The sequence below is a fragment of the Mycolicibacterium sp. lyk4-40-TYG-92 genome, assembly GCF_030209435.1.
Lineage (GTDB): Bacteria > Actinomycetota > Actinomycetes > Mycobacteriales > Mycobacteriaceae > Mycobacterium.
The window spans coordinates 72,504-98,723 of the sequence record NZ_JARVRX010000008.1 but is presented as its reverse complement, the minus strand read 5'-3'; the positions used below and the strand labels follow the sequence as shown (position 1 = coordinate 98,723).

General features: G+C 66.8%; 23 protein-coding genes. 12 read left to right on the top strand and 11 right to left on the bottom strand.

The annotated features are described in order from the left end of the window. Position 1 precedes the first annotated feature (1 nt). Positions 2–829 carry an SDR family oxidoreductase gene (locus QRN63_RS14470; RefSeq protein ID WP_285031438.1) on the bottom strand — a complete coding sequence of 276 codons (828 nt, stop codon included), beginning with the start codon at positions 827–829 and terminating at the stop codon, positions 2–4. 116 nt (positions 830–945) lie between these two features. Here QRN63_RS14470 and QRN63_RS14465 point away from each other — a divergent pair, with 116 nt between their 5' ends. From QRN63_RS14465 to QRN63_RS14435, 7 genes are read left to right on the top strand one after another with little or no spacing between them, the layout of a single operon-like run. Further along, entirely contained in the window at positions 946–2,328 is a 1,383-nt protein-coding gene (locus tag QRN63_RS14465; protein WP_285031449.1) for an aldehyde dehydrogenase family protein, read from the top strand. Further along, entirely contained in the window at positions 2,328–3,752 is a 1,425-nt protein-coding gene (locus QRN63_RS14460) for a wax ester/triacylglycerol synthase family O-acyltransferase (RefSeq protein ID WP_285031437.1), read from the top strand. Before QRN63_RS14465 ends, QRN63_RS14460 begins: the two co-directional genes overlap by 1 nt. Next, on the top strand, positions 3,752–4,723 hold the full coding sequence (locus QRN63_RS14455; RefSeq protein WP_285031436.1) for a PDR/VanB family oxidoreductase: 972 nt from the start codon (positions 3,752–3,754) through the stop codon (positions 4,721–4,723). Before QRN63_RS14460 ends, QRN63_RS14455 begins: the two co-directional genes overlap by 1 nt. A 38-nt stretch (positions 4,724–4,761) precedes the next feature. Continuing rightward, positions 4,762–6,021 carry a cytochrome P450 gene (locus QRN63_RS14450; protein WP_285031435.1) on the top strand — a complete coding sequence of 420 codons (1,260 nt, stop codon included), beginning with the start codon at positions 4,762–4,764 and terminating at the stop codon, positions 6,019–6,021. A gap of 1 nt (position 6,022) precedes the next feature. Then, entirely contained in the window at positions 6,023–7,567 is a 1,545-nt protein-coding gene (locus QRN63_RS14445; protein WP_285031434.1) for an acyl-CoA synthetase, read from the top strand. 5 nt (positions 7,568–7,572) lie between these two features. Further along, positions 7,573–8,115, top strand: a complete 543-nt coding sequence (locus QRN63_RS14440; RefSeq protein ID WP_285031433.1) for a TetR/AcrR family transcriptional regulator — start codon at positions 7,573–7,575, stop codon at positions 8,113–8,115. A gap of 41 nt (positions 8,116–8,156) precedes the next feature. Further along, complete coding sequence (locus QRN63_RS14435) at positions 8,157–8,726, top strand: TetR/AcrR family transcriptional regulator (protein ID WP_285031432.1); 570 nt, start codon at positions 8,157–8,159, stop codon at positions 8,724–8,726. On the opposite strand, the gene QRN63_RS14430 is transcribed toward QRN63_RS14435, so the two are convergent. From QRN63_RS14430 to QRN63_RS14420, 3 genes are all read right to left on the bottom strand, one after another. Then, positions 8,699–9,319, bottom strand: a complete 621-nt coding sequence (locus QRN63_RS14430; protein WP_267315699.1) for a hypothetical protein — start codon at positions 9,317–9,319, stop codon at positions 8,699–8,701. The genes QRN63_RS14435 and QRN63_RS14430 overlap by 28 nt on opposite strands. Positions 9,320–9,428: 109 nt before the next feature. Continuing rightward, positions 9,429–10,697, bottom strand: coding sequence for a PucR family transcriptional regulator (locus QRN63_RS14425; protein ID WP_285031431.1), 1,269 nt, complete (start codon positions 10,695–10,697; stop codon positions 9,429–9,431). Positions 10,698–10,776: 79 nt separating this feature from the next. Next, entirely contained in the window at positions 10,777–10,977 is a 201-nt protein-coding gene (locus QRN63_RS14420) for a hypothetical protein (protein WP_267315697.1), read from the bottom strand. 257 nt (positions 10,978–11,234) lie between these two features. Between QRN63_RS14420 and QRN63_RS14415 the strand changes: the two genes are divergently transcribed. Then, positions 11,235–14,711, top strand: a complete 3,477-nt coding sequence (locus tag QRN63_RS14415; RefSeq protein ID WP_285031430.1) for a serine/threonine-protein kinase — start codon at positions 11,235–11,237, stop codon at positions 14,709–14,711. 18 nt (positions 14,712–14,729) lie between these two features. On the opposite strand, the gene QRN63_RS14410 is transcribed toward QRN63_RS14415, so the two are convergent. Continuing rightward, the gene (locus tag QRN63_RS14410; protein ID WP_285031429.1) at positions 14,730–15,020 is read right to left on the bottom strand and encodes a hypothetical protein; all 291 of its coding nucleotides are present in this window, start codon (positions 15,018–15,020) and stop codon (positions 14,730–14,732) included. 153 nt (positions 15,021–15,173) lie between these two features. Here QRN63_RS14410 and QRN63_RS14405 point away from each other — a divergent pair, with 153 nt between their 5' ends. Beyond that, entirely contained in the window at positions 15,174–15,512 is a 339-nt protein-coding gene (locus QRN63_RS14405; RefSeq protein ID WP_285031428.1) for a MerR family transcriptional regulator, read from the top strand. An 18-nt stretch (positions 15,513–15,530) separates the two neighbouring features. On the opposite strand, the gene QRN63_RS14400 is transcribed toward QRN63_RS14405, so the two are convergent. From QRN63_RS14400 to QRN63_RS14380, 5 genes are all read right to left on the bottom strand, one after another. Continuing rightward, entirely contained in the window at positions 15,531–17,102 is a 1,572-nt protein-coding gene (locus QRN63_RS14400; protein ID WP_285031427.1) for an FAD-dependent oxidoreductase, read from the bottom strand. 2 nt (positions 17,103–17,104) lie between these two features. Further along, positions 17,105–17,488: a heme-binding protein gene (locus QRN63_RS14395; RefSeq protein WP_285031426.1), complete on the bottom strand. Its 384-nt coding sequence runs from the start codon at positions 17,486–17,488 to the stop codon at positions 17,105–17,107. Between the two features lie 327 nt (positions 17,489–17,815). Then, positions 17,816–19,960, bottom strand: coding sequence for an MDR family MFS transporter (locus QRN63_RS14390; protein WP_285031425.1), 2,145 nt, complete (start codon positions 19,958–19,960; stop codon positions 17,816–17,818). A gap of 22 nt (positions 19,961–19,982) precedes the next feature. Beyond that, the gene (locus QRN63_RS14385; protein WP_285031424.1) at positions 19,983–20,540 is read right to left on the bottom strand and encodes a type 1 glutamine amidotransferase domain-containing protein; all 558 of its coding nucleotides are present in this window, start codon (positions 20,538–20,540) and stop codon (positions 19,983–19,985) included. Between the two features lie 22 nt (positions 20,541–20,562). Continuing rightward, positions 20,563–21,213 (bottom strand): TetR/AcrR family transcriptional regulator, encoded by a 651-nt coding sequence (locus tag QRN63_RS14380; RefSeq protein WP_285031423.1) that lies wholly within the window; start codon positions 21,211–21,213, stop codon positions 20,563–20,565. A 132-nt stretch (positions 21,214–21,345) separates the two neighbouring features. Between QRN63_RS14380 and QRN63_RS14375 the strand changes: the two genes are divergently transcribed. Beyond that, the gene (locus QRN63_RS14375; RefSeq protein WP_285031422.1) at positions 21,346–22,983 is read left to right on the top strand and encodes an alpha/beta fold hydrolase; all 1,638 of its coding nucleotides are present in this window, start codon (positions 21,346–21,348) and stop codon (positions 22,981–22,983) included. Here the strand turns inward: QRN63_RS14375 and QRN63_RS14370 are convergent. After that, positions 22,964–23,785 (bottom strand): LLM class F420-dependent oxidoreductase, encoded by an 822-nt coding sequence (locus QRN63_RS14370; RefSeq protein ID WP_285031421.1) that lies wholly within the window; start codon positions 23,783–23,785, stop codon positions 22,964–22,966. The genes QRN63_RS14375 and QRN63_RS14370 overlap by 20 nt on opposite strands. 64 nt (positions 23,786–23,849) lie before the next feature. On the opposite strand from QRN63_RS14370, the gene QRN63_RS14365 reads away from it, so the two are divergent. Both QRN63_RS14365 and QRN63_RS14360 read left to right on the top strand, forming a co-directional pair. After that, positions 23,850–25,364: an MFS transporter gene (locus tag QRN63_RS14365; RefSeq protein ID WP_350224446.1), complete on the top strand. Its 1,515-nt coding sequence runs from the start codon at positions 23,850–23,852 to the stop codon at positions 25,362–25,364. Positions 25,365–25,410: 46 nt separating this feature from the next. Then, complete coding sequence (locus QRN63_RS14360; protein WP_267315689.1) at positions 25,411–26,220, top strand: GNAT family N-acetyltransferase; 810 nt, start codon at positions 25,411–25,413, stop codon at positions 26,218–26,220.

Genomic DNA, 26,220 nt, shown 5'->3' with positions numbered 1-26,220 from the left:
ACTACGACTCGTCGATGCGGTGTTGGTACTCGGCACGCGCTTTCGGGTCGAAGTCCAGGAAGGTGTTGTAGGCGCCCAACTGCGTGTTGATGGCGTCGCGCAGTCGCCGCCCGATCAGGGGTTGCGTGCGCAGGATCGGCCCGATGATCTTGGGGACGAACACATCCGCGGTGGGATGAGATACCGCGTCCACGATCGCGTGCGCGACGTCGTCGGGCTGGGCCGTGGGGATGAACTTCAGGCCGGAGGTCCCCGCGATCAGTTCGGTGTTGGTGAATGACGGCATGACGCAGGTGAATTGCACCCCGGTGCCGGCGTATTCGACGCGCGCGGTTTCGGTGAGCGCGATGACGGCGGCCTTGGTGCCGCAGTAGGTGAGGCCACCGGGCACCGGAGTCTTGCCCGCCGACGAAGCGATGTTGATGATGTGGCCGCGGCCGCGCTCCACCATGGCCGGCAGCGCCAGGTGCATGCCGTTGATGCAGCCCATGACGTTGATCTCGACGGCACGGCGGTGCTTGTCGGCCGACTGGTCTAGGAAGCGCCCGATGGGCATGATGCCCGCGTTGTTGATCAGCACGTCGATCGGTGCGTCGGCGGTCGCCTCCTTGTGGAACGCGGCGAACGACTCGTAGTCGGACACGTCGACGGGATAGGCCTCGGTCCCCGGGCCGACCAGATCGGCTGCCGCGGTCGCGGACTCGATATCCAGGTCGCCGATGATGATCGTCGCGCCACGGGCGCGCAGCGCTTTGGCGGTGGCCAGGCCGATGCCCCGGCCGGCGCCGGTGATGGCGATGCGTCGTCCGCGTAGGGATGGGGCGCTCATAGGTGACTCCTCGGATGCCGGCTCGTGATGATTTGAATGTAGATCAACATACATTTCATCCGCAAGAAGTCTTGACGCTCAGATATAACGTAAGTTATGTTTCAATCGTGAAGCAGATGATGAGTTCAACGGCGCAGCAGGAGACCGCGGTGGTGGCCGACTTGCGCTCGGTCTTCGCGACCGGTCGCACGCGCGAACTGTCGTGGCGGATCGAACAGCTGCGCGGCATCGAGCGGCTGTGCGACGAACGCGAGTCGGAGATCGTCGAGGCCCTTGCGAAAGACCTCGGGCGGCCCGCGGTCGACGCCTGGCTGGCGGATGTCGCCCCCACGAGGACCGAGGCGGCCTATGCGCGCAAGCACCTTCACAAGTGGATGCGCCGCAAGCGTGTCGGACTCCCGCTGAGCCAATGGCCGGCCCGGGGCTGGGTGCAGTACGACCCGCTCGGCGTGGTGCTGGTGATCGGCGCGTGGAACTATCCGTTCTATCTGAGCGTGGCGCCGCTGGTGGCCGCGGTCGCCGCCGGCAACTGCGCGGTGATGAAGCCGTCCGAACTCGCGCCGGAAACGTCGGCGCTGCTGGCCCGGCTGCTGCCGCAGTACCTCGACCCAGAGGCGGTCCGCGTGGTGGAAGGCGACGGCACGACGACCCAGGAGCTGCTGACCCAGGGCTTCGACCATGCGCTGTTCACCGGCGGCACCGAGGTCGGGAAGAAGATCATGGCGGGCGCTGCGCCGACGTTGACTCCGGTGACCCTGGAGCTCGGCGGCAAGAGCCCGGTCATCGTGTCGGTGGACGCAGACATCGATGTCGCCGCCCGGCGGATCGCGTGGGTCAAGCTCCTCAACTCGGGCCAGACCTGCATCGCCCCGGATTATGTTCTCGCACACCGGGCGATCGCCGACGAACTGGTCGCCAAGATCGTCGAGAATCTCGACCGCTTCCGATCGGGCGAGAAGATCAGATCGCAGCGGATCGTCAACGGCCGCCAATTCGACCGGCTGGCCGAGCTGATCAGCTCCACCACCGGCACCGTGGTGGCCGGCGGCCGTTCGGATCGGCCGGCGCTGCTCATGGAGCCCACCGTCATCGTCAACCCTGCGGCCGACGATCCCGTCATGACCCAGGAAATCTTCGGTCCCATCCTGCCGGTGGTCGCGGTCGACTCGGTCGACGCGGCGATCCGGTACGTCAATGCCGGGCCGAAACCGTTGGCGCTGTATGTGTTCACCGAGTCGACGGAGCTCGCGCAGACCGTCATCGACGCCGTCCCGTCCGGGGGCGCGGTGGTCAATCACGTCGCGATGCATGTGCTGGTCTCGCAACTGCCGTTCGGTGGTGTCGGCGCCAGTGGCATGGGTGCGTACCACGGCCGCTGGGGTTTCGAAGCGCTGAGCCACCGTCGCGCGGTACTGGCCAAGAGCAGCAGCCCGGATCCGAAGCTGTTCTACCCGCCGTACTCCCGCCTCGCCGTCAAGCTGATGCGAAAGATATTCTGATGCGGCGCCTTTCGAGCCTGGACGCCCAGTTTCTAGCGGCCGAACACGACAACTTCGGCGGGCACTACAGCGGGCTGGCTATTTTCGAGACCGAGGACAGCACCACCATCACCGCCGCGACGATGCGCAAGCGTGTGTCGGCGTGCCTTGATGAGCTGCCGCCGTTGCACTGGAAGGTGGTGACCGTTCCGCTGTCGCTTGACCATCCGGTGTTCGTCCAGACCGAGGTCGAGCTGAGCGACCACATCTTCGAGTCGACGCTGCCGGCCCCGGCCGACGACGAAAAGCTGGGGCAGGCAGTGGCCGGCATCCTGTCGAAGCGGCTGGATCGGGACAAGCCGCTGTGGCGGTTGGACGTGATCCACGGACTACCGGGTCGTACCGCGGTGGTCATCACGCTGCATCACGCTGTCGCCGATGGGATTGCGGCAAGTGAAGTCCTCGCCGCGATTCTCGACACTGATCGCTCTCAACCCAGCGGGGCCGCGCCCGCTCGAGTTGAAGCCGAGCCGAATCCCGTGGGCCTGGCTGTTCGTGGGCTTGCCGCACTACCTGTCCGGGGCGCACGTGCCCTACTTGCGGCCCCGCGGACCCTGGCGCATCTGGACCAGGTCCCGGCCGTCCGCGCGCTGCCGGGAGTGCGCACCCTGGCTCAGGTTGTGCGCCGCGACGGTGATGCGACGCCACTGAAGGCGCCGCGCACACGGTTCAACGTGAAACTTTCCGGCGCGCGGACGGTGGCCTTCGGGACGGTTCCTTTCGATGACATCAAAGCGCTCAAGGCGCATTACGGAATCACCGTCAACGACGTCGTGATCGCCTTGTGCGGAGGTGCGCTGCGGCGCAGGCTGATCGCGACCGGAGACCTTCCCGCCGATCCGCTAGTGGCATATATCCCGGTCTCGAAGCGGTCGGCCGATGCGCCGGACCGCTTCGGCAACGCGATCAGCTCCATCATCGCGCCGGTGCCGACGCATCTGGCGAAACCTGTTGACCGCCTGACGTTTGCGCACCAGACCATGACGGACGCCAAACGGCGGACGAGTGCGGCGCCGGACACGTTGCTCAGTGATGTGAATGATCCGATCCCAGTACCGATATTCGGCATCGCCGCTCGCGGCCTGATGGAGATTGCGTCGTCGCGATTCGCCAGGCCGCCGATCAATATGGTCATCTCGAACGTCCCGGGCTCGCCCACCGCGATGACTTCCTCGGGTGCGCCGCTGCGGGCGACATTCCCCGGAAGCCTCGTGTTCGACGGCTTCGCCCTCAACATCACCGTGGTCAGCTACCAGGACGGTCTCGACATCGGAATCGTCGGCGACGCAAAGGCTTTGCCGGATGCCTGGGAGCTGATTACCGATTTCCGCCGCGAACTGGAAGAGCTGACCACCTTGGCCCATGCGGAAAGGAGTTCCAACTGATGTCTGTAGTTCACGAGTTCACCACCGAGCTGGTGGTGCGGCGCCGCGAGACCGCCGCGGACGGCGTGGTGGCACTCGACCTCGTCGACCCGACCGGGGCCGAGCTGCCGGCATGGGAGCCCGGGGCCCACATCGACCTGCTCCTCGAGGACGGCCTGGTTCGTCAGTACTCGCTGTGCGGCGACCCGCAGGACGCCGGCACCTGGCGTGTCGGGGTCCTGCTCGACCCGAACACTCGCGGCGGCTCGCGGCACGTCCATGAACACTTGCACGAGGGCACAACCGTCCGGGTTCGCGGTCCTCGCAACAACTTTGCACTCGTCGACGCACCGAGGTACCTGTTCATCGCCGGCGGCATCGGCATCACCCCGATGAAGGCCATGGCCGAAAGCGCGGAGCGCGCGGGCCTGGCGTGGAGCATGATCTACCTCGGCCGTACCCGGTCGACGATGGCGTTCCACCAGGAATTGACCGACGCTCATGGTGCGCGCGTCACCATCTGGGCCGACGACGAGCGCGGCGGCTTTTTCGACCTCGCCGCCGCACTGGCGGAACCATCGGACGACACGGTGATCTACACCTGTGGACCGGAGCCGCTGCTCGAGGCCGTCGAAAAGCACTGCGCCCATTGGCCTGAAGGCAGCCTGCGCGTCGAGCGGTTCGCGGCCAAGGTCCCGTCGGAGGAAACCCTGGCTGCGGCGTTGGACACCTATCAGGTGATCTGCCGGCAGTCGGGCGTCACCGTCGAGGTGTCCGAAGGTGTGCCGATGCTCGACGCACTGGAAGACGCCGGCATCGAGATCATGTCGTCGTGCGGCGAGGGTGTCTGCGGCACCTGCCGGACCACCGTGCTGGAAGGTACCCCCGACCACCGTGACTCGCTTCTCACCGAAACCGAGCGTGCTTCGGGAAATGTCATCCTGCCCTGCATTTCTCACTCCCGCTCCGAGAAATTGGTTCTCGACCTCTGAACACCCGCACCGCCCACAAGTAGACAAAGGAGTCCACCATGACCACCGAGAGCTTCACCGACATCGACCTGGCCACCGTCGACCTCGCCACCGTCGACCTCAGCGACCTGTCGTACTTTCAGGACGGCCCGCCGTACGAGTTGTTCGCCCGCATGCGCAAAGAGCCCGGCCCGCACTGGAATGCCCTCACGAACGCGGACGAACCGGGCTTCTGGTCCTTCACCAAATTCGATGACATCGCGACCATCAGCGGCAATCCCGAGCTGTTCTCCTCGGCGCGCGGAGGAGTGTTCTTCACCGCCACGATGGGCGCGACACCGGTTGAGGTGTTGCGCGAAGTGATTCTCGGCATGGACCCGCCGCGGCACACCCATCAGCGCGGCGTGGTGCAGGCCGTGTTCACGCCGCGGATGATCCGCCAGATGGAAGCAGAGGTCCGGGCGACGGTCACGACGCTCATCGACAACGTGATCGAAAAGGGCGCATGCGATTTCGTCGAGGACATCGCCGTCGAACTGCCGCTCATCGTGATCGCCGACTTGCTCGGCGTGGTGCAGGACGACCGCCGCCAGCTATTCGAGTGGACCAACCAGCTCTCGCGGGCAGCCGCCACCGGCGACGCGCAGATGGGGTTGGGCGCGCTGATGGAGATCGGCGGTTACCTGACGGCGCTCACCGCCGAGCGCAAGGCCAACCCGGGACCCGATCTGCTGTCCCGGCTGCTGGCCGCCGAGGTCAACGGGGAGAGCTTGTCCGAACAGGAGGTCACGTTCTTCTTCGCGATCCTGATGTTCGCCGGCAACGACACCACCCGCAATACCGCATCCGGCGGCATGCGGGCACTCATGGAGAACCCCGCCGAACGGCAGAAGCTGATCGACGATCCCGAACTCATTCCCGGGGCCGTCGAGGAGATGCTGCGCTGGGTCAGCCCCGTCGTGTACTTCACCCGTACCGTGACCGCCGACACCGTCGTGGGTGGGCACGCACTGAAAGAAGGTGAGCGCGTTGCCATGTGGTATGGCGCCGGCTCGCGGGATCCGGAGAAGAACGCGAACCCGGAGACCTTCGACGTGTCGCGCGGGAAGATGCCGCACCAAGCCTTCGGTGGCGGCGGGCCGCACTTCTGCCTGGGTAACCAGCTGGCCCGGCTGGAACTGCGGGTGCTGTTCGAAGAGCTCGTGCGGCGCATCCCGGACATGGAGATCTCCGGACCGGTGGCGCGGCTGGTGTCGAGCTTCTCCAATGAGCTGACCTCGATGCCGGTGACCTTCAGCCCCGGACGGCGGGAGAGCTGACATGTTCCCGGGAACCCACGCCCTGTCCACACCCGGCAAACCCGCGGTGATCATGGCCGGCTCCGGACGGAAGCTGACCTACCGCGAACTCGACGACAGCTCAAGGCAACTCGCGGTCGCGCTGGCTGACCTCGGGCTGGTCAAGGGCGACGTCATCGCGATGCTCAGCGACAATGCCGCCGAGTGCTTCACCATCTACTGGGCGGCAGTGCGGTCAGGTCTGTACCTGACCGCGGTGAACTTCCACCTCACTGCCGACGAGGTCGCCTACATCGTGAACGACTGCGGCGCCAGGGTCCTGCTCGCCTCAGGCGGGCTCGGGGAACTGGCCGAGGAGGTGCGGGCCCTGGCGCCGGGCGTCGAGCATGCCTTCAGCTTCGACGGGTCCCTGAATGGATTCGATTCGTATGCAGACCTTTTGGCCTCCGCTGGAGACCGAACCCTGGCCGACCAGCCGCGCGGCAGTGACATGCTCTACTCGTCGGGCACGACCGGCCGGCCGAAGGGGATCAAGCCGCCGCTGCTGCCGATTCAGGTCGACGAGCCGGGCGACCCCATCACCGGATTGTTGGGTTCGGCGTTCGGCATCACCGCCGACGACGTGTATCTGTCACCGGCGCCGATCTATCACGCCGCGCCGCTGCGCTGGTGTGGCGCCGTCCAGGCACTCGGTGGCACCGTCGTGGTGCTCGAAAGGTTCAAGGCAGAAACCACTCTGGCCGCGATCGAGCAGTACCGTGCCACCGCCGTCCAGGTCGTACCGACCATGTTCGTGCGGATGCTCCAACTACCCGAGGAAGCGCGGGCCGCCTATGACGTGTCGAGTCTGCGGATCGCCATTCACGCCGCCGCGCCGTGCCCGCCGGATGTGAAGCAGGCGATGATCGACTGGTGGGGACCGATTCTGGTCGAGTACTACTCCTCGACGGAGGCCTGTGGGTTCACCGTCATCAACTCGCAGGAGTGGTTGACCAAGCGGGGCTCGGTGGGCCGCAGCATGCTGGGGCCGGTACACATCTGCGGCGACGACGGCGCCGAACTACCCACCGGCGAAGCAGGATTGGTGTACTTCGAGCGGGACATCCGGCCGTTCGAGTACCACAATGACCCTGCCAAGACCAAGGAAGCCGAACACCCGGACCACGGCACCTGGACCACGGTCGGCGATATCGGGTACGTGGACGCCGACGGTTATCTCTTTCTGACGGACCGCAAGTCGTTCATGATCATCTCCGGTGGCGTCAACATCTATCCGCAGGAAGTCGAGGACGCCCTGAGCATGCACCCCGCGGTGTTCGACGTGGCCGTCATCGGAGTCCCCGACCCGGCCATGGGCCAGCTGGTCAAAGCCGTTGTCCAACTGCGCGATGGCGTCGAGCCCAGCGGGGAGCTCGGTGAGCAACTCATCGCCCATGCCCGCACGAAGGTCGCCGCGTTCAAGGCACCCAAGACCGTCGACTTTGTCGAGAGCCTGCCCCGCACCCCGACCGGAAAGCTGGTCAAGCGGACGCTGGTGCAGCGGTACGCCGCGGCACCGACCGGCTGACGTCGATGAGACGCATCGTGGGCGTCGAAGACTACTTCGACGCCGGCGTGGACCTTCTGGTGACCCAGGGGCCGGGCAGCATCAAGGTCGGCACTCTCTGTGCTGCACTGGGCGTCACCACCGGCTCGTTCTACGGGTACTTCACCGGCCTGGACGACTACGTCGCCCGGCTCCTGACCACCCGGTTGTCCCAGCCCAATCGCCGTCTGCTCGAACTCGCCGACTCCGACGATGCGCCTGAGATGCTCATCGCTCGACTGCGTGAGCTGCTGGACGTCGTCCCGCACGACGCCGAGACGGCGCTGCGAGCCTGGGCATCGCGGCGGGGCGCCGCAGCCCGGCTGCAGCACCGGCTCGACAGGGAACGGCGGGCGGCCCTGGCGGCGATCTTGTGCAGGATCGTGCCGGCGGAGCGCAGCGGCGTGCTGTCCGACGTCGCCATGGCACTGCTCATCGGCTACCAGCATCTGTATGCCGAGACCGCGGGGGCGGCGCGCGACAGCCTCTTCGCGCAGTTCGAAACCATGGTCAGGGCACACCAAACATAGGTTCCATTACAATATGCCGGGGCAAACGGAAGGTGTGACAATTGCGGCTGTCGGTGACGCGCGACGACTACTTCAACGCCGCGATGGAGCTCCTGGCCTCCGGCGGCGCGGCCAGCCTGAAGATCGCCCCGCTGTGCAAGTCACTCAACGTCACCTCGGGATCGTTCTACGGCTACTTCGGCAGCATGGACGGATTCGTCACGGAGTTCCTCGCGTTCTGGGAGCAGACCCAGACCGAACGGCTCGCCGAATTGTCCAAAGTGCCAAGCGATCTGACGGCGCGAGTCCATCTCTTGAAAACCCTCGCCGGGAAACTGCCGCATGATGCCGAGGCCGCCATCCGCGGCTGGGCGCACGCGAATCCGCAAGTCGCACAAGCGCAAAAGGCCGTCGATGCCCGGCGCGTGGAAATTCTGACGGAGCTGTACCGACCGGCCGTCGGAACCCGCCGGCACGCCGAGACCCTCGCCATCATGGGCATCACCCTGCTCGTGGGTTTGCAACAGTGGCGATCACCGGTGACCCGCAAGGACTTCAACCGGGTCTTCAACGAATACGAGCAGATGGTCTATCGCGCGATCGATCAGACCAGCTCGGGCACCCTCAAGTGAGCGATGGCCAGCTCGAATTCACAGATCTCGATCAGGCTGCCGCCCAATTGGGAAAGCTTCTCGGTCCGTAGCGCGCTGGCCTGTTCGCGGTTGTTGTCCAGCGCGGTGGCGTTGTCGAACGTCACCGATGACACAGCGCGTCCGGACGGCTTGTCGAGCAGGAGACTGGCACTGCAGAACCCCTCGAGTTTCTCCAACGACGGCAGCACCAGCGTGCGGTAGAAGTCGGTGAGCAGGTCCGCCTGATGCGGTTCGACCGAGAACCACGCGACCCGGAGGCAGGCACCTTCCGGCGAACGGTGGTCGCGGTGCAGCGCCGTGACCTCCCACTCGTTGATCTCCTTGCGGGTGCCGTTCAGCAGCTCCGCGGCGCGTTCTCCGAGGGGCCGCGCGGCGTGCGCCGTCAGGTGCATGACCGCCTCGGACTCCCAGGCGCTGGTGGCGATACACCGTCCAAGTCGGCGGTCCACCATCAGCGACATCCCGGCCGCCCCCAGCTCCTCCAGAGCCGGCAGCACGGTGTCGCGCATGTACGCAATGCCGGCATCGATCGACGCCGGCTCGGCCTGAAACGTGGTTGAGCGTGCGTACACCAGGCGCTCCTCGGTTGGCGGCAGCACCCTGTGGCACTGCTGGTTCTCCCCACAGCGTCCCTTGTCGACGCGCGTGGTGTATGGACTTTGCCGGAATCCACAGGTTGCGTTAAGGAGCGAGCACGGCGGTGCCGAACCAATGGCAAAGCAGCAGAGCGACTTCCACATCGATGCGGTCGGTGTCGATCGGTTTGCCGCGCCGCTCGATGGCGCGCTGCACGCGGTACTTCACCGAGTTGACGTGCAGGTGCAGCTCGTCGGCGCTGGATTTGAAGCTGGAGCTGTTGCGCAGAAACCCGCGGAGAGTCTCCCGGAGCCGTTCGTCGCTGTCGCTGTCGGTCGCCAGCGGACCGAGGACGTGGCAAACCCAGGAGCGAGCGTTGTCCAGATCGGAGCTGAACTGCGCTGCGACGATGAGTCCCGGTTCATCGGCGGCGGTGACCGGCCGCGGTGGCGCGCTCGGTGCCATCGTGACCGTCCGGGCGGCGACGGCCTGACGGTGTGACCGACGGAATCCGGAGAGCCCATCCAGCGCGGTGCCCGTGGTCACCCATGGCGCGTCAGGGCGTGACCGGACGAACTCCCGGATCTGGCCCACCGGATCGTCGGTGCCGGCAGGTAACGGAATCCACGCCCACCCGGTCGTCCGATCCGATGCGACGAACAAGGGGCGCTCGCGAGCACCCAGAACAGCCGCTAGATCTGCGACGAACCGCTCCATGTCGGCCAGTTCATCGCCCTCGGCCTGCTCGGCGCACCAGACGATGAGCGCGAGATGCACCCGGTGCAGGGGGTAACGGATGAGGTCGGTGGTCTCGTCGATGTCGAGGTCACCGCCGTCGAGAACCTCGCGTACCCGCAGTGCGCGCATCTGGTTCTGGCTGTTCAGCCAGCGGTCGCGTTCGGCTTGATAGGCGTTGACGACCTGGTGCGACACCCGGTCGATGTAGGTGAATGAGCTGGCGGCGATCTCTTCGAAGACCTGCAGTCCGAGCTCGGAGTCGAGGTGCGCTGCCCGGACCTCGTCGAGGATCACCTTGAGGACGCCGTGGTGGCCGAGCCGGTAGGCCCGAACCAATTCGTCGACGCTGGTGCCGCGCTGTGCCAGCCGGCGCGCATGCTCGAGCGCCGCGGTGGGTGGCTCGATGCGATCGATCGGAATCCCATGGCGGATCGCGGGGAAGAACGCTTCGAGATTGCCCTGCACCGCGTCGTATAGCAGTGCCTTGAGTTCGCCGTCGCCGGCCATTTCCGCGCGCTCCTGGACCAGCATCTCCAGCAGAGACTGGGACATGGCCGGCAGTTTGTCGCTCAACCGATCCACGATCATGGCGGCGGTGTCGGCGGGGAGCACACCGGTGTCGTGACTGCGGGCCATGGCCCGACTCTATGACCTTGCGGACACGCCCATCTGAGAATGCGGGCGGGACCCCGCAACTGACTGAATCGTCAATTTGTCACTGGCCGGCGTAGGCCAGGGTGCGCGCGCGTGCCGGCGCGCTGACGTGCGGCAGCGCGACCGAGTGGACGGCGGCAGCGGCGGCGCTGCGGCGGGCGTTGAACCAGCGGACACCGGCGGCGGCGACGACCAGTAGCAGCGGCCACAGGCCGATGGAGAAGAGGACGACGGCGTCGATGATGAAGGTGGGTTCGAACATGGCAGTACTCCCGAGGTTTGTGAAATGTATTTGATCCGTTGATATTTGGCGTTTCTCAACGGGGAAGCTGATACCAGAACGGTACGGCGCGGCCGCGCGGCGACCCAGGTACCGCCGAGACAATGTTTTGCCGATCTCGCCCCGAATCGTTGTCCGGAAGAAACAAAGGGCCCTCAATTTCCGTGGGTGGCCCCCAATCCGGCCTGCCGCGCCGACAATTGATGGTGACGACAGCAACCGAACCGAAGGCCTCCGACGTGTCAGAACCCGACGAAACGCAACGTGGCGTCGCGACCGGCATCGTCGCGGAGCTCGAGGCTGAGGGCTTCTACGGCGCCGAGCCCGTCGGGCGCGGTGGGTTCGGCGTCGTCTACCGGTGCCGCCAACCGTCGCTGGACCGGGTCGTCGCCGTCAAGGTACTCAACGCCGACTCGGACGACGTCGATCTCGAGAACTTCGAGCGTGAGCAGCGGGCCATGGGCCGGGTGTCAGGGCATCCGAACATCGTGCCGGTGCTGCACAGCGGGCTGACGTTCACGGGGCGCCCGTTCATCGTCATGCCGTACCTCGGCCGGAACACGTTGTCGGCGTGGATCCGGCAGCACGGCCCGCTGGCCGTCGGTGCGGCGTTGACGGTCGGGGTCCGGCTGGCCGGGGCGCTGGAGACCGCGCACCGCGCCGGCGTGCTGCACCGAGATGTCAAGCCGCCCAACGTACTTCTCTCGGCGTACGGGGAGCCGCAGCTGTGCGACTTCGGCATCGCCCGTATCGCGGGCGGGCGCGAAGCCACCATGAACGTGTTCGTCGGATCACCGTCGTACACCGCGCCGGAGTTGTTCGAGGGCGCGATACCGACGGCTGCCGTGGACACCTACGGGCTGGCCGCGACCGTCTTCACGTTGATCAAGGGGGAGCCCCCGTTTCAGTTCCAGAAGGGGGAGAACCCCATCGCGTTCGCCCGGCGGGTCCTCGCCGGACCGGTGCCCGACCTTCGCGCGCACGGGGTCGCCGACCCCGTCTGCGCCGCGCTCGAGCAGGGGCTGAACGTCGACCCGGCGCAGCGCCCCGCAACGGCCGCGGAGTTCGGCGAGCTGTTGCGGGCGGCGGGGGCGCGCATCGGACTGAACGTCGCGGACGTCCCACTGGAGCTGCCGGAAGTCGAGTACGACGGGGTGGAATCGTCGCCGGACACCGGTGGACGCTCCACCGGAGGGATCGGACTGCGCACCGACGGTTCGGGACGGTCGACCTATCCGCCCAGTTCGCCGGCCAGGTTTCGGCCGCCGACGTTCAGCCGCCCGCCGGTGCCGCGCCGCCGCATCCTGGACCGTCTCGGCTCCGGGCGCCGGCCGAAGCTGGTGCTCATCCACGGGCCGGCCGGTTACGGCAAGACCGTGTTGGCGGCGCAGTGGGGCGAGACTCTGTTCCGTGCCGGCCTCCCGGCGGCCTGGCTGACCGTCGATGCCGACGACAACAATGCCCTCTGGTTCGTGGCGCACCTGATCGAGGCGGTGCGTGTCGCATTGCCCGAGCTGGCGGATTCGTTGCAGCAGGAATTCGATGAACGGCCGGACTCCGCACTGCGGCAGGTGCCCAACGTGTTGATCGACTGGCTGCACTCCCGCAAGCAGACGTTGGCCCTGCTGCTTGACGAGTGGCACCGGGTCACCAGCGCCGACAGCGTGGACACGTTGGCTTATCTGCTCGAGAAGGGTTGCCACCACCTGCATGTGATCGTGGCCAGCCGGACCGGCACCGGCCTGCCGGTGGGCACTTTGGGTGTGCAGGGCGAACTGGTCGAGATCGACGCGTCGCAGCTGCGGTTCGATCTCGGAGAGGCCCGGACGCTCCTGGTCGACCGGTGCGGACTGGAGCTTTCCGGGGCCGTCGTGGCCGACCTCGAAGAGTCGACCGACGGCTGGCCGGCCGCACTGCAACTCGCCTCGCTGAGCCTGCGGGACGGCTGTGACGCCGGCGCCCTCGTCGGTCGGCTCTCCGGCTCGGACAAGGTCATCGGCGACTATCTGACGTCCAACGTGCTGGACAGCCTGGAGCCGGAGCTCGTCGAGTTCCTGTCGGCGACGTGCATCACGAAACAGATCTGCAGCGGCCTGGCGACGGCGCTGACGGGCCGCCCGCGCGGCCGCGAAATCCTCGAGGACATCGAGCGGCGGGATCTGTTCCTGCGGCGCACCGACCCGGAGGGGACGTGGTTCCGGTACGCCAATCTGTTCGCGGACTACCTGCGGCACCGGTTGATACGCGACGACGAAGACCGCGTCGTGGAGTTGAACCGAACGGCTGCCCAATGGTTCATGAAGCACCGGATGTACAACGATGCCGTCGATCATTGGCTGGCTGCGGGTGACGACGAGCAAGCCGTCGACGCCGTCGAGCAGGTGTCCGCGGATCTCCTCGAACAATGCGAACTCATGACGCTGCTCGGTCTGGCGGCCAAATTACCCCCGAATTTGGCCGAGGAGCGGCCGCGGCTGCAGACCAATCTGGCGTGGGCCAACGTCATTCTCCGCCGGCCCGCCGCCGTGGCCGATGCGCTGCAATTGGCCGAGGACAACGTCGACCTGCTGAGCGACGACGAAATCGACGATGTCCGTTGTGAATTGGACCTGCTGCGGGTGGTGATGGCCGGGCATGCCGACCACATCGATGCGTTCACCGAGACCGCGGCGCAGGCGTGCGTGGCCCGCACAGACACCCTGGCGCCGTTCGTGCTGTGCCGCGCGGCGTACACCCTCTCCTACGTCGAGCTGCGCAAGTTCAACTTCGATGCGGCACTGCGCTGGCACCGGTGGGGGCACAAATATCGTCGGTCCATCGCGGGGTCGATGACCGTCGGCTACGGCTACCTCATCGCCGCCCTGGCCGCCAACGAGCAGCTTGATGTCGCCGGCGCCGAGGCGCATCTGCGTCATGCGATCAGGATCGCCCTGCTGCCGTCCGGGCGCCCGACGTACATCGCCAAACTCGCCGGGGCGCTGCTGGGTGAATTGCTCTACGAGCGTGGGCAACTCGAGGAGGCGGAGGTTCTGCTCGACGACGCGTACACCCTCGGGGCCGAGGGCGGCATCGTGGACGTGATGCTCGCGACCTACCGCGCGGGTGCGTACGTGAAGAGTGCCCACGGCGACGCAGCCGGTGCTGAGCTCCGGCTGTCGGAGGGTATCGGGCACGCCCGGGCCCTGGGATTGCCCCGGTTGGAGGCGGGACTGACGCTGACACGCATCCGTGTCGCGGCCCTATCCGGGACGGAGATCGACAAGGCGCTGGTGCGCCGCGTCATGGCGCACGGCGTGCAGGGTCTCGATGAAAGCGGCAATCTGACAGCGGAATTCAGGGAAGACGCGCAAATCAGGCTGCTACTGCTCGACGGGGAGGCGGCGGCATCGGCTTCGGCGTGCGAACGGGCCCGGGTCCGGCTCGACCATATCGACAAGCCGCAGCGACCACGGGCGCATCTGCAGGCCAGTCTTCAATATGCCCGGTGTCTGGCGGCGGCGGGGCAGGATGAAAAAGCTCGGTGGGTCCTGGCGCCGGCGCTGAAAACCTGTGCTGCGCTTGGGCTGAGTCGGCTCCTCATCGACGAGGGGCCCGCACTGCTGCGCGCCGCGCATGATGTCGCGGTCGGTTGGGAAACCGTCGACGTCGCAACTGCGGCGGATATCAGCGACTTCGTCCACAAACTCGAGGCGACATCGTTGCATCACACGGGTTGATCGGCCGGTGGCCCGCTGTCACTGCAGACCGGCCACCGACGCCTTTTCGCCGTCCGATGGGCCGGTGTCCTTGTCAATCCCGAGAACTGATTGAACGACGGCATCGATACTGGGGACGTCGTCGAACGCGTCGGTCGCGGCAGGTGCGGTGGTGCTCAGCGCTGTCGCGATGACGTCCCAGGTGTGACCGGCGGCATGTGCCGCCTCGACGGCCTCGCGCAGTTCACTCTGGGCGGCGCGCAGCGCCTGATGAGCCACGCTGATGCGCTCGATGTACGCGAGGTGCAATTCCTGCTTCTCTCCTGACATCTGTTGTGCTCCAAGCGTTCCTACGGCTGACGCCCGTATCGTTCCGCCATTTACTACCTCTGTGGCTCAAGGTAGCTTATCTATGTCATTCGACATAGATTTCTATATAGCACCGAGACATGATTCAATGCAAGTAGTGGAACAGGAAATCTCATGAACGATGCAGATCGCCGGCTGGTGCCGCCGAGCGCAGGACCCGCTGCCGCGGGTCCGGCATCTGATCATGCGGTGTACGGGATTACGGTGGCTGCTGAACTTTCCGGTGCGCCAACGCAATCACTGCGGTTGTGGGAGCGACACGGGCTTCTCACGCCGGCGCGCACCGACGGCGGCACCCGCCGCTACAGCGCAGACGACGTGGCCCGGATCGAGCGGATCGTCGCGCTGGTCGCCTCGGGCGTCAACATCGCGGGAATCAGCAGAATCCTCGAATTGGAGGATGACAACAGCGCGCTGCGCAGGGCTGCCGACCGGCGCAACCGGTCGAAGTGACGACCGACTGACCAGCGGTCAACAGTGTCGGGATTTCTCCGCGAGCCCTCGAGTGGCGGGCCCCTCCAGAAGCCGCCCGTCAGGGGCGAACCGCGAACCGTGGAGCGGGCACTCCCAGGACCGATCGGCGTCATTCCACCGCACCACGCCGCCCAGGTGCGGGCAGATCGCCGACACGGTGCGTTGTTCGCCGTCGATCAGGCTGTCGGCACGTAACTGCCACGGGGGGCCGCTGACCACACCGGCGCCTTCGGTGAGCCTGTTCGGCGACGCGGAGATCGGAGTGATCCAGCCTTTGGCGAGATTCAGGCCGACCTCGAGGTTCGCGCGCAGTGCGGCAGTCACCCCACGTAGTTCGTGCGGACTCCAACTGGAGAACGCGCGAGCCCATTCGATATGGCCGCCGAGCAGCTGCGCCGAGAGGGCGAGCGCCGCCGCAACGCCGTTGGTCAGGCCCCACTTGTCGAAACCCGTTGCCACCCGGATTTTTTCATAGCCTGGAAGCAGTGGGCCGACGTACGGCAACTCATCGACGGGCGAATAGTCCTGCGCCGACCAGAAGTGGGTCGGATGGGCTCCCGGATAGTGCAGTGCCGCCCACTTGGCGAGCTCGGTCACGCCATGGGCGGGCGAGTGGCCACGCCCCACCGGATGGCCGGCACCACCGACCACGAGTTTCTCGCCGCTCGCCGATGGCGCGTAGCGCATCGACCGGGTGGGTGAGTCGACCGAGATGAACATGCCGCCCGTCGCCTCACGAGCGACGTCAAATGCCATGCAGTAGGAGCGTTTCGCGGTCAACCGCGCGAAGAATCCGCCGCGGTCCAGGATCGGCGTCCCCGTCGCCAGGATGCACCGGTGCGCGGTGACCGACATGTGGGACCCGTCATCATTGACGGTGGGGTGTGTCGCCTGCAACGCCACGCGCACCAGTCCGTCGTCGGCGACCGACACCGCGCGGACGCCCTGTAGCAGTGTGCCGCCGTGGGTTTCGAATTCGACCGCCAGGCTGTTCAGCAGGGGCATCGGATCGAGCTGTGCCTGATCACGTAGCCGGACGCCGCCGTGGAACGGAAACGGAACGTCGGCGGTGTCGATCCACTCGGCCTGCGTCAATCCTGCTTCCCGGCAGGCGCTGAGCGTGTCGCGCGCGGTTGCGATGCCGGAGAACGTCTGGGCGTAGGCATGGTCGGGTTCGGACTGCCACGGGATCGCATGGTTCTCGCAATGCCGCACCAGCCAGTCACGTCCCTCGGCGTTGCCGCGGACGTAGTCGCGCAGGATGTCCGCGTTGTGCTTTGCGGCGATGCGTGCCAGCTTGCTGCCCTGCAACACGCTCAGCTTGCCGGTGGTGTTTCCGGTCGTGCCCGCGCCCACGTGCCGTGCCTCGACGACCGTGACGTTCTTGCCCGCCCGGGCCAGCAGCACGGCGGTGGTCAGCCCGGTGATGCCGGCGCCGATCACGACGACGTCGGCGGGCGACGCCAAGTCTGTCGACTCCGGCGCCGGTGGCGTGGCCGGCGACATCTCGCGGTCGGCCAACCACAACGACGTCTGGTGGCAGCCTTGCGGAGGTCCGGTCATCGCCATGCTCAGCCGGCCATGAATTCGGTGTAGGCGGTCGCCAATTCGGGTGACAGCACCGTCATGTTGCACCGCTGCTGAGTGTCACCGATCGGCGCCAGGATGCCGCGCAGGTCCTGATACTGCTGGGGGTGGGCCGTGAAATATGCCCGGAGATTGGCCGATGCCACTGGCCGCGGCTGCGAATATGCCGCCACCACAACCTGATTGGCATCAGGATGCGCAGTCAGGTAATTGCTGGCCGCGCCGGTGGCCGAACTGACGGTATTCGCAACCGATTCCGGGGTGCAGTCAGTCTCTGCGAGGGCCGTCGTGGGCGCGATGACGCTCAGGCACACCGGTACCGCGGCCAGCGCTGGGATCAGGCCCGTGATTCGAGTTGAAAGTTTCATGGGATGTCCTCCTCTGTGTTTCGCTGCCGGGAGCCGCGGGTCCGCCAGTGGTGGCTCGCCCACGGCTCCCGGCACCGGTCGTCATATACCCGCGATCCCGAATCTCAATCCACCCGGCTTTTGCTGTCTCTCATCCACATTGCGTGTTTCAAAACGCGGGAACGGGTATTCAGCCACCGTCAGGTGGATTCCGATCTCGACGTCCGCTGGAGTTGCTCCGACATCGCCGTCGCTTCTCTCCGGTTCCACAGATCCGGGCGTCCGGTCGGTCCGCATTGGCACCGCCGGGACGGTCCAGCCGCAAACAGGGCCGTCCCGGCCACCGTGTCAGCCGCGCGGAAGCGTGGCGTGGGGGCGGAACGGTCGCGTCGGGGGCTCTTCCGGCCGCGCCGCGCGCATCCGGGTGGTGGGTTGCTCGGCGACAAACCGATGTGGTGGACCGAGTTTCGTCGGTGGGCTCTGGCGCCGAGCCGACTCCCGCTCCACGAGCAGGCCGCTGGCGATGCGGTCGAACGCGCTCTGCACATGGATGCGCTCGGGCACACCCTGGAATTCGTCCGACTGCGTGAGGGTCTCGGTGATCCAGCTCGATATCACGTTGCGGGCCGCCCCCACCTCGGCGGAACCGGCCGGGGTCAGCGAGAATTCGGTTCCGGAGCGCGTCGTGAATCCGGTGGCGACCAGACGATCGAAGATCGGTTCGAGGACCTGTGGCGGCACCCGCCGGTCGTCGGCGATGTCGAGCAGGTCCGCGGCCCCGGTCACTGCGGCGTACCGGTAGATCAGCATCAGGGCCCACAGTTGCGCGGTCCCCAGTCGGCTGTTCGAGGCGCGGGCCACCGCCTCGAGGTCAATGCCGTTGCTGCGCTGCAATAACCGGCCGACGGCGACTTCGATGAGTTTCTCCGGCGACTCGGTGGTCGGCATACCGAAACCCTCGCCCATGTCGGTGCTGCCGCTGGCGGCAGCGTCGCGCAGCGGCACCTGCTTGAGGAACAGCGCCAGGACGAAGCCGACGACCGCGACGGGCGCCGCCAGCAGGAACACGTGGCTCAGGGAATCGGCGTAGGCGCTGATGATCGGGGCGGCGATGTCGTGCGGCAGGCCGTGCAGCACTTTCGGAGACGTCGCCGCCTCGGGCGGTGCGCCGCTGGCTCGCATCGCCGACGGAATACGGTCGCCCAGGAAGTTCGCGAACATCGAGCCGAAAATCGCGGCGCCGAAGGAACTTCCGATGGTTCGGAAGAACGTCACGCCGGAGGTGGCCACCCCGAGATCGGAAAAGTCGACGGTGTTCTGCACCACCAGGATCAGCACCTGCATGCTGAGCCCGATCCCGGTACCGAGGATCAGCAGGAACAGTGATTGGGTGAGCGTCGAGGTACCGGCGTCCATCCGTGACAGCAGCACGAAGCCCAGCGCCATGATGGCGGTGCCGGCGATCGGGAAAATCCGGTATTGCCCCGTGCGGCCGACGATCGCGCCGCTGCCCAGTGAGGTGACGAGCAGGCCGGCCACCATCGGCAGCGTGCGCAGCCCGGACGCGGTTGCCGAGACACCGTCGACGAACTGCATATAGGTCGGCAGGAACGTCAGCGCACCGAGCATCGCGAACCCGACGACGAACGACAGCACACAGCACACCGTGAAGACCGGGTTCGCGAACAAGCGGATCGGCAGAATCGGTTCGGGCGCACGGCGTTCCACCATGACGAAGCCGACGAGTGCCAGCGCCGAAGCGACGAACAACCCGATGATCGTCGCCGAACCCCAGGCATAGGTGGTGCCACCCCAGCTGGTCGCCAGCGTCAGGCCGGCAGCGCCGAGTCCGACCAGGACGATGCCCGCATAGTCGACGATGGGGCGCCCGGCGCGCGCCAGTTCGGGAATGGCCACTGCCGCAATCCCGATGACCACCACCGCCACCGGCACGTTGATCCAGAACGCCCACCGCCACCCCAGGTGGTCGGTGAACAGCCCGCCGAGCAGCGGGCCCACGACGGTTGTGACGCCGAACACCGCGCCCAGAGCGCCTTGGTACTTGCCTCTCTCACGCAGCGGGATGACCTCGCCGATCACCGCGACGGCCGTGACGGTGATCGCGCCACCACCGAGGCCCTGCAGCGCCCGCGACGCGACGAGCATGCCCATCGATTCCGAGAGTCCACACAGGACCGAGCCGGCCAGGAACAGCAGGATGGCGACCTGGAAGACCTTCTTGCGTCCGAAGATGTCACCGAGCTTGCCGACCACCGCGGTCACGATCGTCGAGGCGAGCAGGTAACTGGTGACGACCCAGGACTGGTGGCCGGCGCCGCCCAGGTCGGCGACGACCGTCGGCAGCGCTGTCGCCACGATGGTCTGGTCGAGCGCGGCCAGCAGCATCCCGAGCACGACGGCCAGGAAGACGAAGTTGCGCTGCCGAATGCTGGGTGCCGCGTCCGCTACATCGGCAGGCGGATGAGTGGTCATGGTTGCCATGGTCCGGCCGATGTCAGGTCTGTGCCGGACTGCTCGCCAATGCCTCGGTGATGGCCTCGCAGAACGCCGGTAGATCGGCGGGCGAACGGCTGGTGATGAGATTGCCGTCGATACACACTGCTTCATCGACGACGGTGGCTCCGGCGTTACGCAGATCGGTGCGGACACTCGGATAACTGGTCACCTTGCGGTCGCGGACGACATCGGCCTCGACAAGGGTCCACGGTCCGTGACAGATCGCGGCGACGGGCTTGCCGGAGCGCACGAAGTCGCCCACGAACGCCACTGCGGTCGCGTCGACCCGCAGCTTGTCGGGGTTCACCGTGCCGCCGGGCAGGATCAGCGCGTCGAACGCGTCGACTCTCACTTCGCCGACGGTGCGGTCCACCGCAATGCTGCCCGCCGGCTCGAGGTCATGATTGCGGGCCTGGATTTCGCCGGCCTTGATCGACAACACCTCGACGGCGCCGCCGGCCTCCTCGACCGCGGCGCGCGGTTCATCGAGTTCGACCCTCTCGACCCCGTCGGCGGCGAGGATGGCGATCCGGCGGCCTTGTAGTTCCTTGAGCACCGGGGTTGGCTACCCGTGTGCGCTACTCCGGAAACACGCGCGTCGGCGGTGGCGGCCGGTCGACGATCGCCGGCAACACAAAGGTCTCGAGGTAGCTCCGCGCCACCGCCGGATCGCTGCTGCCGGGCACCACGTCCAACAGCAGGCTCAGTGCCGTCGAAATGATGAACTGCGCAAGGTCATGCGGATGCAGGCCGGGCCGGAACTGACCTGACGTGCTGTCGGCGAGCAAGCCTTCGACCATCGACTGGACCATGCGGGTCAGCGAGTCATCGTTGGCGATGAGGGTGGCGACGGTGCCGTCGGGGGTCTGGGCGGCGATGGTCTGCAGCAGTGGATCGTGCACCAGCTGAGTCGCGACGATGACCAGGCTGTCGATCAGCAGATCGACCGCTGTCGCGTCGGCGGCCACCTGCTGCAGCATCGCCAGCATGTGCCGTTGGGTGGTGCGTTGCACCAACGCTCCGATGAGTTCTTGCCGGTTGGCGAACTGCCGGTAGATCGCGCTGCGTGAGTAGCCCGCCTCGGCGGCGATGACCTCCATGGTGAAGTTCCCGCTGCCGCCATCGATGAAGAACTGCTCCGCGGCGTCGAGCAACACCTGCCGGGCCTGCTCGGTGTTGTTACCGCCGCCGACCGGGCGCCCTCGGGACCTGCGCTGCGGTGCTGACACTTGACTGTCCTGCCGGGGGATGAGAGCGATGGGTTCACCAGTATGCCGCAGGTGCGCCAGACATAATGAAACAACAGAACTATTTTGTTCATTTACCTCCCGTGCGCCGAGCTGCGGGCTAGCGTGCGGTTGATGACGGGGTGGTCCAGAGCGGTTTGGGTGTTGCTGGCTTCGGGATGTCTGGCGCTGTGGCTGCCGATTGCGCCGGCGTGGGCCGACGACGCTTCTGCCGCCCCACATGGCGCGTCGCACACCGCATCACAAACGACGCCATCACAGACGACGGCCTCGCAGACCGGGAAGTCGAACGCCGCGACCGATCGGCAGGGGCGTAAGTCCGCCGGCCATGCGCCGCGCACCAAGAAGGCCAAAGACGCCACAGACGCCACCGGGCCCGACAAAAGCGGACCTGAGAAGGACACGACAGCCCGACCGAGCAGCCCGGAGCAAGCGGTTCGGGCGCAGACGGCTCGGCTCAAGTCGGCACCGCCGCCAGTGAAGATTCCGAACCCGGTGCCGCCCAAGCAGTCCCAGGCTCCGGCCGGCGCCGCCGTGGCAGCGGCCACGACGACGGCGTCGCAGCCGAGCACCGTGGTCAAGACGGCAGCCGTCGCAGCCACGACCACCAGCGCCACAACCGCCGGCACCACGACCACGGCCGTCAAAACCGCACGGCCCAGCCTGATCAACGTCATCGGATCGTTCGTGTTCAACGTGGTCGGCGGCGCTATGCTCGCGTTCGCCGGTCCGCCCGTGCTGCCGCGGGGCAGCACGGTCACGGTCAAGGTGTCGAGCCTGACCATGCCGGACACCGGGCAGAAGGTCCAGGCGAACTGGTATTTCCCGGAGCACGCGGATACGGCGACCCGGATGATCTACTTCCAGCACGGCTTCATGGCCGTCGCCCCGATGTACAGCTACACGCTGGCCGCGCTGGCGCAGGGCACCAATAGCATCGTGGTGGCTCCGACGTTGTCCTCCAACGCGTTTGACTCCAAGGCGCGGTGGATCGGCGGTTCGGCAGACCAGCAGGCGGTGGCCGACCTGTTCGCCGGTGACCGCTCGGCGCTGACCGAAAGTGCCGGCGCCGCAGCCGGATACCAGGTCACGCTGCCCACGAAGTTCGTCCTGGTCGGCCATTCGCTCGGCGGCGCGCTGGTCACTTCGGCCGCCGGCCGCATGGTGGGCAACGGCGCGGCCGCGAATCTGCAGGGAGTGGTGCTGATGGACTCGGTCGATCTCAACGGTGTCGTACCCGCCGCGCTGCAGAAGCTGAGCGGCGCCGATTACCGCCCGATATACGACATTTCATCTGAACCGTACGTGTGGAACATCGACGGCCTGGTCGGGCGGGAACTCGAAACGGCCCGGCCCGGGCAGTTCAACGGGGTCATGCTGGTCGGGGGCCGGCACATCGATGGACTGCAGGGCGCGAACCCCGTGCTGCAATTCGCCGAATACGTCGTGGCCGGCTTCTCACGGTCGCCCAACATCGCAGCGGAGAAGACCCTCGCCATCGGCTGGATCAACGACATGTTCGCCGGTACCCAGACCGGAATTTACGGGGCGCCGCGGCAGACCATCACGATCGACACCAAAGCCGGTCCGGCCACCGCGGTGGCATTGCCGTTCGCTTCCACTCAGCCCGTGCAGGCCACGCCGTGGGACGGCATCGCGCAGCTCATCCTGAACGCCGTGCTGCAGTTGGCCGTTTACGAGCCCATGGCGCAGCCGAGCCCGGCTCGCGCTGTCAGCGCAGTTCTGCGATGACCTTCGCGAAGGCCTCCGAATGCTGCTGCTGGACAATGAAGTAACTCACCCCATAGCGATCCCGTAGCTCACGGATCCGGGCGGCCATGTCGGTGGTGCTGCCGCTGAGCACACCGGGCGTCGCCATCAATTCGGCGTCGCTGAGCTCTGGCTGGAAGTGCCGGGTCATCGACAGGTTCGGGATGCCGGAGTCGTCGGTCGGCACCGCGGTGATGGCCAGGTTCAGCTCCAATTCGTCGAATCGGTCACCGGCGGCGTTGCGCACGAACGAGATTCGCTCGGCGAGGGGATCATGCTCGTCGGTACGCGGGCCGCCGCCGGTCAACCCGATGATCTGTGCCTGCTGGGCGGCGACCGTCAGCAGCTTGTTACCGGCACCGGCGATCATCACCGGCACGTCGGGCAGGTGGGTGCGCAGATACGAGGTGACGTGCGCGGTGTACTCCACCCGTTTCCCGGCGCTGGGGAACGGCAGCTCGGCGGCGTCGAATTCTTCCTTGACGTACCCGGCGCCGAGGCCCGTCTCGAAACGCCCCTCGGTCAGGTCGCGCATGGCCGCGATGTCGCGGGCCAGCAGCGCGGGCTTGTAGAAGCATGCGTTGAACACGAACGTGCCGAGGTGCAGCGTGCTGGTCGCGGCAGCGGCGGTCGCCAGCACGGGAAACGGGGCCGGAGCGCCCAGATGGTCGGGCACCAGGAGGACGTCATAGCCGAGGTCCTCGGCGCGGCGCGCCGCGTCGTGGACCGCTGACTTACTGTCGGTGTGCCGCAGGCCGACGCCGAACCGGAAATCTCTCGTCATGTGTTCGACCTTACGGACGCGCGGGACCTGCCCGCCGGTGCAAACTGCAGGTGTGAGCGCCAGACTGACCTTGACCGCGGTCTGCGTGGTGGTGTTCATGCTGCTGCTCGACATGACGATCGTCGCCGCGGCGCTGGCCGACATCCAGGCTTCCCTGCACGCGCCCCTGTCGGGGCTGCAGTGGGTGGTCGACGCCTACGCCCTCCCGATGGCGGGTTTGTTGCTGACCGCAGCGACGGTGGGGGACCGGCTGGGACGGCGGCGGTTGTACCTCGGCGGCCTGGTGGCGTTCATGTTCGCCTCGGCCGGATGCGCGCTGGCCCACAACATCGACGTGCTCAACGGACTGCGGGCGGTGCAGGGCTCGGCCGGTGCGGTGCTTCTCGGGGTGTCGCTGCCGATGCTCGCGGCGGCTTTCCCCGATGCGCGACAGCGGGCGGGCGCCATCGCCGCGTACGGCGCGGCGATGGGGGGCGGCGGTGCCGTGGGGCCGCTGCTGGGTGGTGCGCTGGTCACCGCGTACGGGTGGCCGTCGATCTTCCTGATCAATCTGCCGGTCGGGGTGCTCGCGCTGTACATCGTCATCTTCGCCGTCCCGGAAAGCGTCGTCGCAGAGTCCCGCCCCGTCGACGTCGGGGGCACGGTGGTGTTGACGGCAGCGCTGTTCGCGGGTGTGTACGTGCTGATCGAGGGAAACCGGTTCGGCTGGGGCAGCCCGATCATGTTGGGGCTGAGCGCATTCTGTGTGGTCGCACTGACCGTCTTCGGCCGGCGCGAGTCGCGTCTGCGCGAGCCGATGCTCGACGTGCGGCTGCTCGCCGGCCCCGGTTTCGCCGGCGTCTCCCTGGCTGCATTCGCCGCCACCGGAACGCTGATCGCGTCGACCAATTACCTCGCGTTGTATTTCATGAACACGTTGGGATTCACCCCTTTCGGCGCCGGGCTGCGGGCGTTGCCGCTCACGTTGGCCATCGTCGTCGGTGCCCCCACAGCAATGCTGGCGGCGCGGCGCATCCCGGTGGTGGCGACCATTCCCGCCGGAGTCGCGTTGATTGCCGTGGGCATGTGGATGATGACCGCAGTAAACGCGAACACGACCTGGACACACTTCATCTCGGGATCGGTCGTGGCCGGGCTGGGGCTCGGCGGGCTGTCCGCGCTGACCTCTGACGCCGCGCTGCGCTTCGTGCCGGTGTCCGACGCCGGCATGGCCACGGGAACCGTCAGCGCGGCCCGCCAGATCGGCATCCTGGCCGGCGTCGCCGGGCTCGGTGCGTTGTTCAGCCGGCACGCGGGCGACCTTGCGACCTCGCGGCTTTCCGCAGTACCGGGCCTGGGGACCGAAGCGGCCCGGCAGCTCAGTGACGGGCTGGCCGCCGGCGCCGGGTTGCGAGCGCTCGAGGTCGTGCCCGACCGGCTGCGTCCCGCAGTTGTGACGCTCGCGCGGGAAGCCGGCGCGGCCGGCATGGAATCCGCGTTGACGGCCGCCGCGCTGGCTGCCACCACGGCCACGCTGATCGTGGCGCTGCTCATCCGGGTGGGTGCCCGGCAAACAAACTGTGCCGAGTCTGTGGATTAGCCGAAGTTGCTACCGCCGCGCCTTGATGCGGATACTTTCAGACCTTATGGTCGGCGCTGCTGTTCTCATCCCAGCGACCGATTCCGGCCGCTACAGCATCGTCATCTCCGACGACCCCGATGAGATCGAAGCAGCGCAGCGACTGCGGTATCAGACGTTCGCCGAAGAGCTGGGTGCCGCACTCCCGCAGGCGATTCGCGGACCGCGCACCGGCGAGATGATCGATGTCGACCGCTTCGACGCGTACAGCGACCACCTGTTGGCCCGGGACGAACAGACCGGGGCGATCGTCGGGTGCTACCGGCTGCTGCCCCCGGACGGTGCCCGGGCGGCCGGCGGCATCTTCACAGACACCAACTTCGAGATGAGTGCCGGCATCGATGCGTTGCGGCCGTCGCTGGTCGAGTTGGGCCGTGCCAGCGTGCATCCCGACCATCGCAGCGGCGCGGTCATGGCGATGCTGTGGGCCGGCATTCTGCGCTATCAGGAACTGACCGGTTACCAGTGGGCGATCGGCAGTCTGTCGGTGCGCATGGCAGACGGCGGTTCGCGCGGTGCGCTGGTGCGTGGCGTTCTCGACCGCGCGTACCGGCAGCACCCGGCGCCGCCGGAGTTTCACGTAACACCACGAAACCCGGTGCAGGTCAACGGAATACCGCTCGTCGACCTGCCCGATCCAGGTCGGGTGCGGATTCCGCCGATGGTGGCCGGCAGCCTGCGGATCGGCGGCGTGATCTGTGGGGAACCGTCGTACGACCCGGAATTCGACATGGCCGATTTCGTGGTGCTGATCAACCGCGACATGGTGCATCAGCTCTACCTCGCTCGGCTCACCCGCAACCATGTCCAGACCTGA

Coding starts and splice junctions, on each gene's coding strand:
- QRN63_RS14410 (WP_285031429.1), bottom strand. CDS start 15,020: ATGTCAGGAGAGAAGCAGGAATTGCACCTCGCGTACATCGAGCGCATC.
- QRN63_RS14450 (WP_285031435.1), top strand. CDS start 4,762: ATGACCACCGAGAGCTTCACCGACATCGACCTGGCCACCGTCGACCTC.
- QRN63_RS14460 (WP_285031437.1), top strand. CDS start 2,328: ATGCGGCGCCTTTCGAGCCTGGACGCCCAGTTTCTAGCGGCCGAACAC.
- QRN63_RS14420 (WP_267315697.1), bottom strand. CDS start 10,977: ATGTTCGAACCCACCTTCATCATCGACGCCGTCGTCCTCTTCTCCATC.
- QRN63_RS14400 (WP_285031427.1), bottom strand. CDS start 17,102: ATGGCGATGACCGGACCTCCGCAAGGCTGCCACCAGACGTCGTTGTGG.
- QRN63_RS14375 (WP_285031422.1), top strand. CDS start 21,346: ATGACGGGGTGGTCCAGAGCGGTTTGGGTGTTGCTGGCTTCGGGATGT.
- QRN63_RS14370 (WP_285031421.1), bottom strand. CDS start 23,785: ATGACGAGAGATTTCCGGTTCGGCGTCGGCCTGCGGCACACCGACAGT.
- QRN63_RS14465 (WP_285031449.1), top strand. CDS start 946: ATGATGAGTTCAACGGCGCAGCAGGAGACCGCGGTGGTGGCCGACTTG.
- QRN63_RS14455 (WP_285031436.1), top strand. CDS start 3,752: ATGTCTGTAGTTCACGAGTTCACCACCGAGCTGGTGGTGCGGCGCCGC.
- QRN63_RS14405 (WP_285031428.1), top strand. CDS start 15,174: ATGAACGATGCAGATCGCCGGCTGGTGCCGCCGAGCGCAGGACCCGCT.
- QRN63_RS14425 (WP_285031431.1), bottom strand. CDS start 10,697: ATGGCCCGCAGTCACGACACCGGTGTGCTCCCCGCCGACACCGCCGCC.
- QRN63_RS14360 (WP_267315689.1), top strand. CDS start 25,411: ATGGTCGGCGCTGCTGTTCTCATCCCAGCGACCGATTCCGGCCGCTAC.
- QRN63_RS14440 (WP_285031433.1), top strand. CDS start 7,573: ATGAGACGCATCGTGGGCGTCGAAGACTACTTCGACGCCGGCGTGGAC.
- QRN63_RS14470 (WP_285031438.1), bottom strand. CDS start 829: ATGAGCGCCCCATCCCTACGCGGACGACGCATCGCCATCACCGGCGCC.
- QRN63_RS14445 (WP_285031434.1), top strand. CDS start 6,023: ATGTTCCCGGGAACCCACGCCCTGTCCACACCCGGCAAACCCGCGGTG.
- QRN63_RS14390 (WP_285031425.1), bottom strand. CDS start 19,960: ATGACCACTCATCCGCCTGCCGATGTAGCGGACGCGGCACCCAGCATT.
- QRN63_RS14395 (WP_285031426.1), bottom strand. CDS start 17,488: ATGAAACTTTCAACTCGAATCACGGGCCTGATCCCAGCGCTGGCCGCG.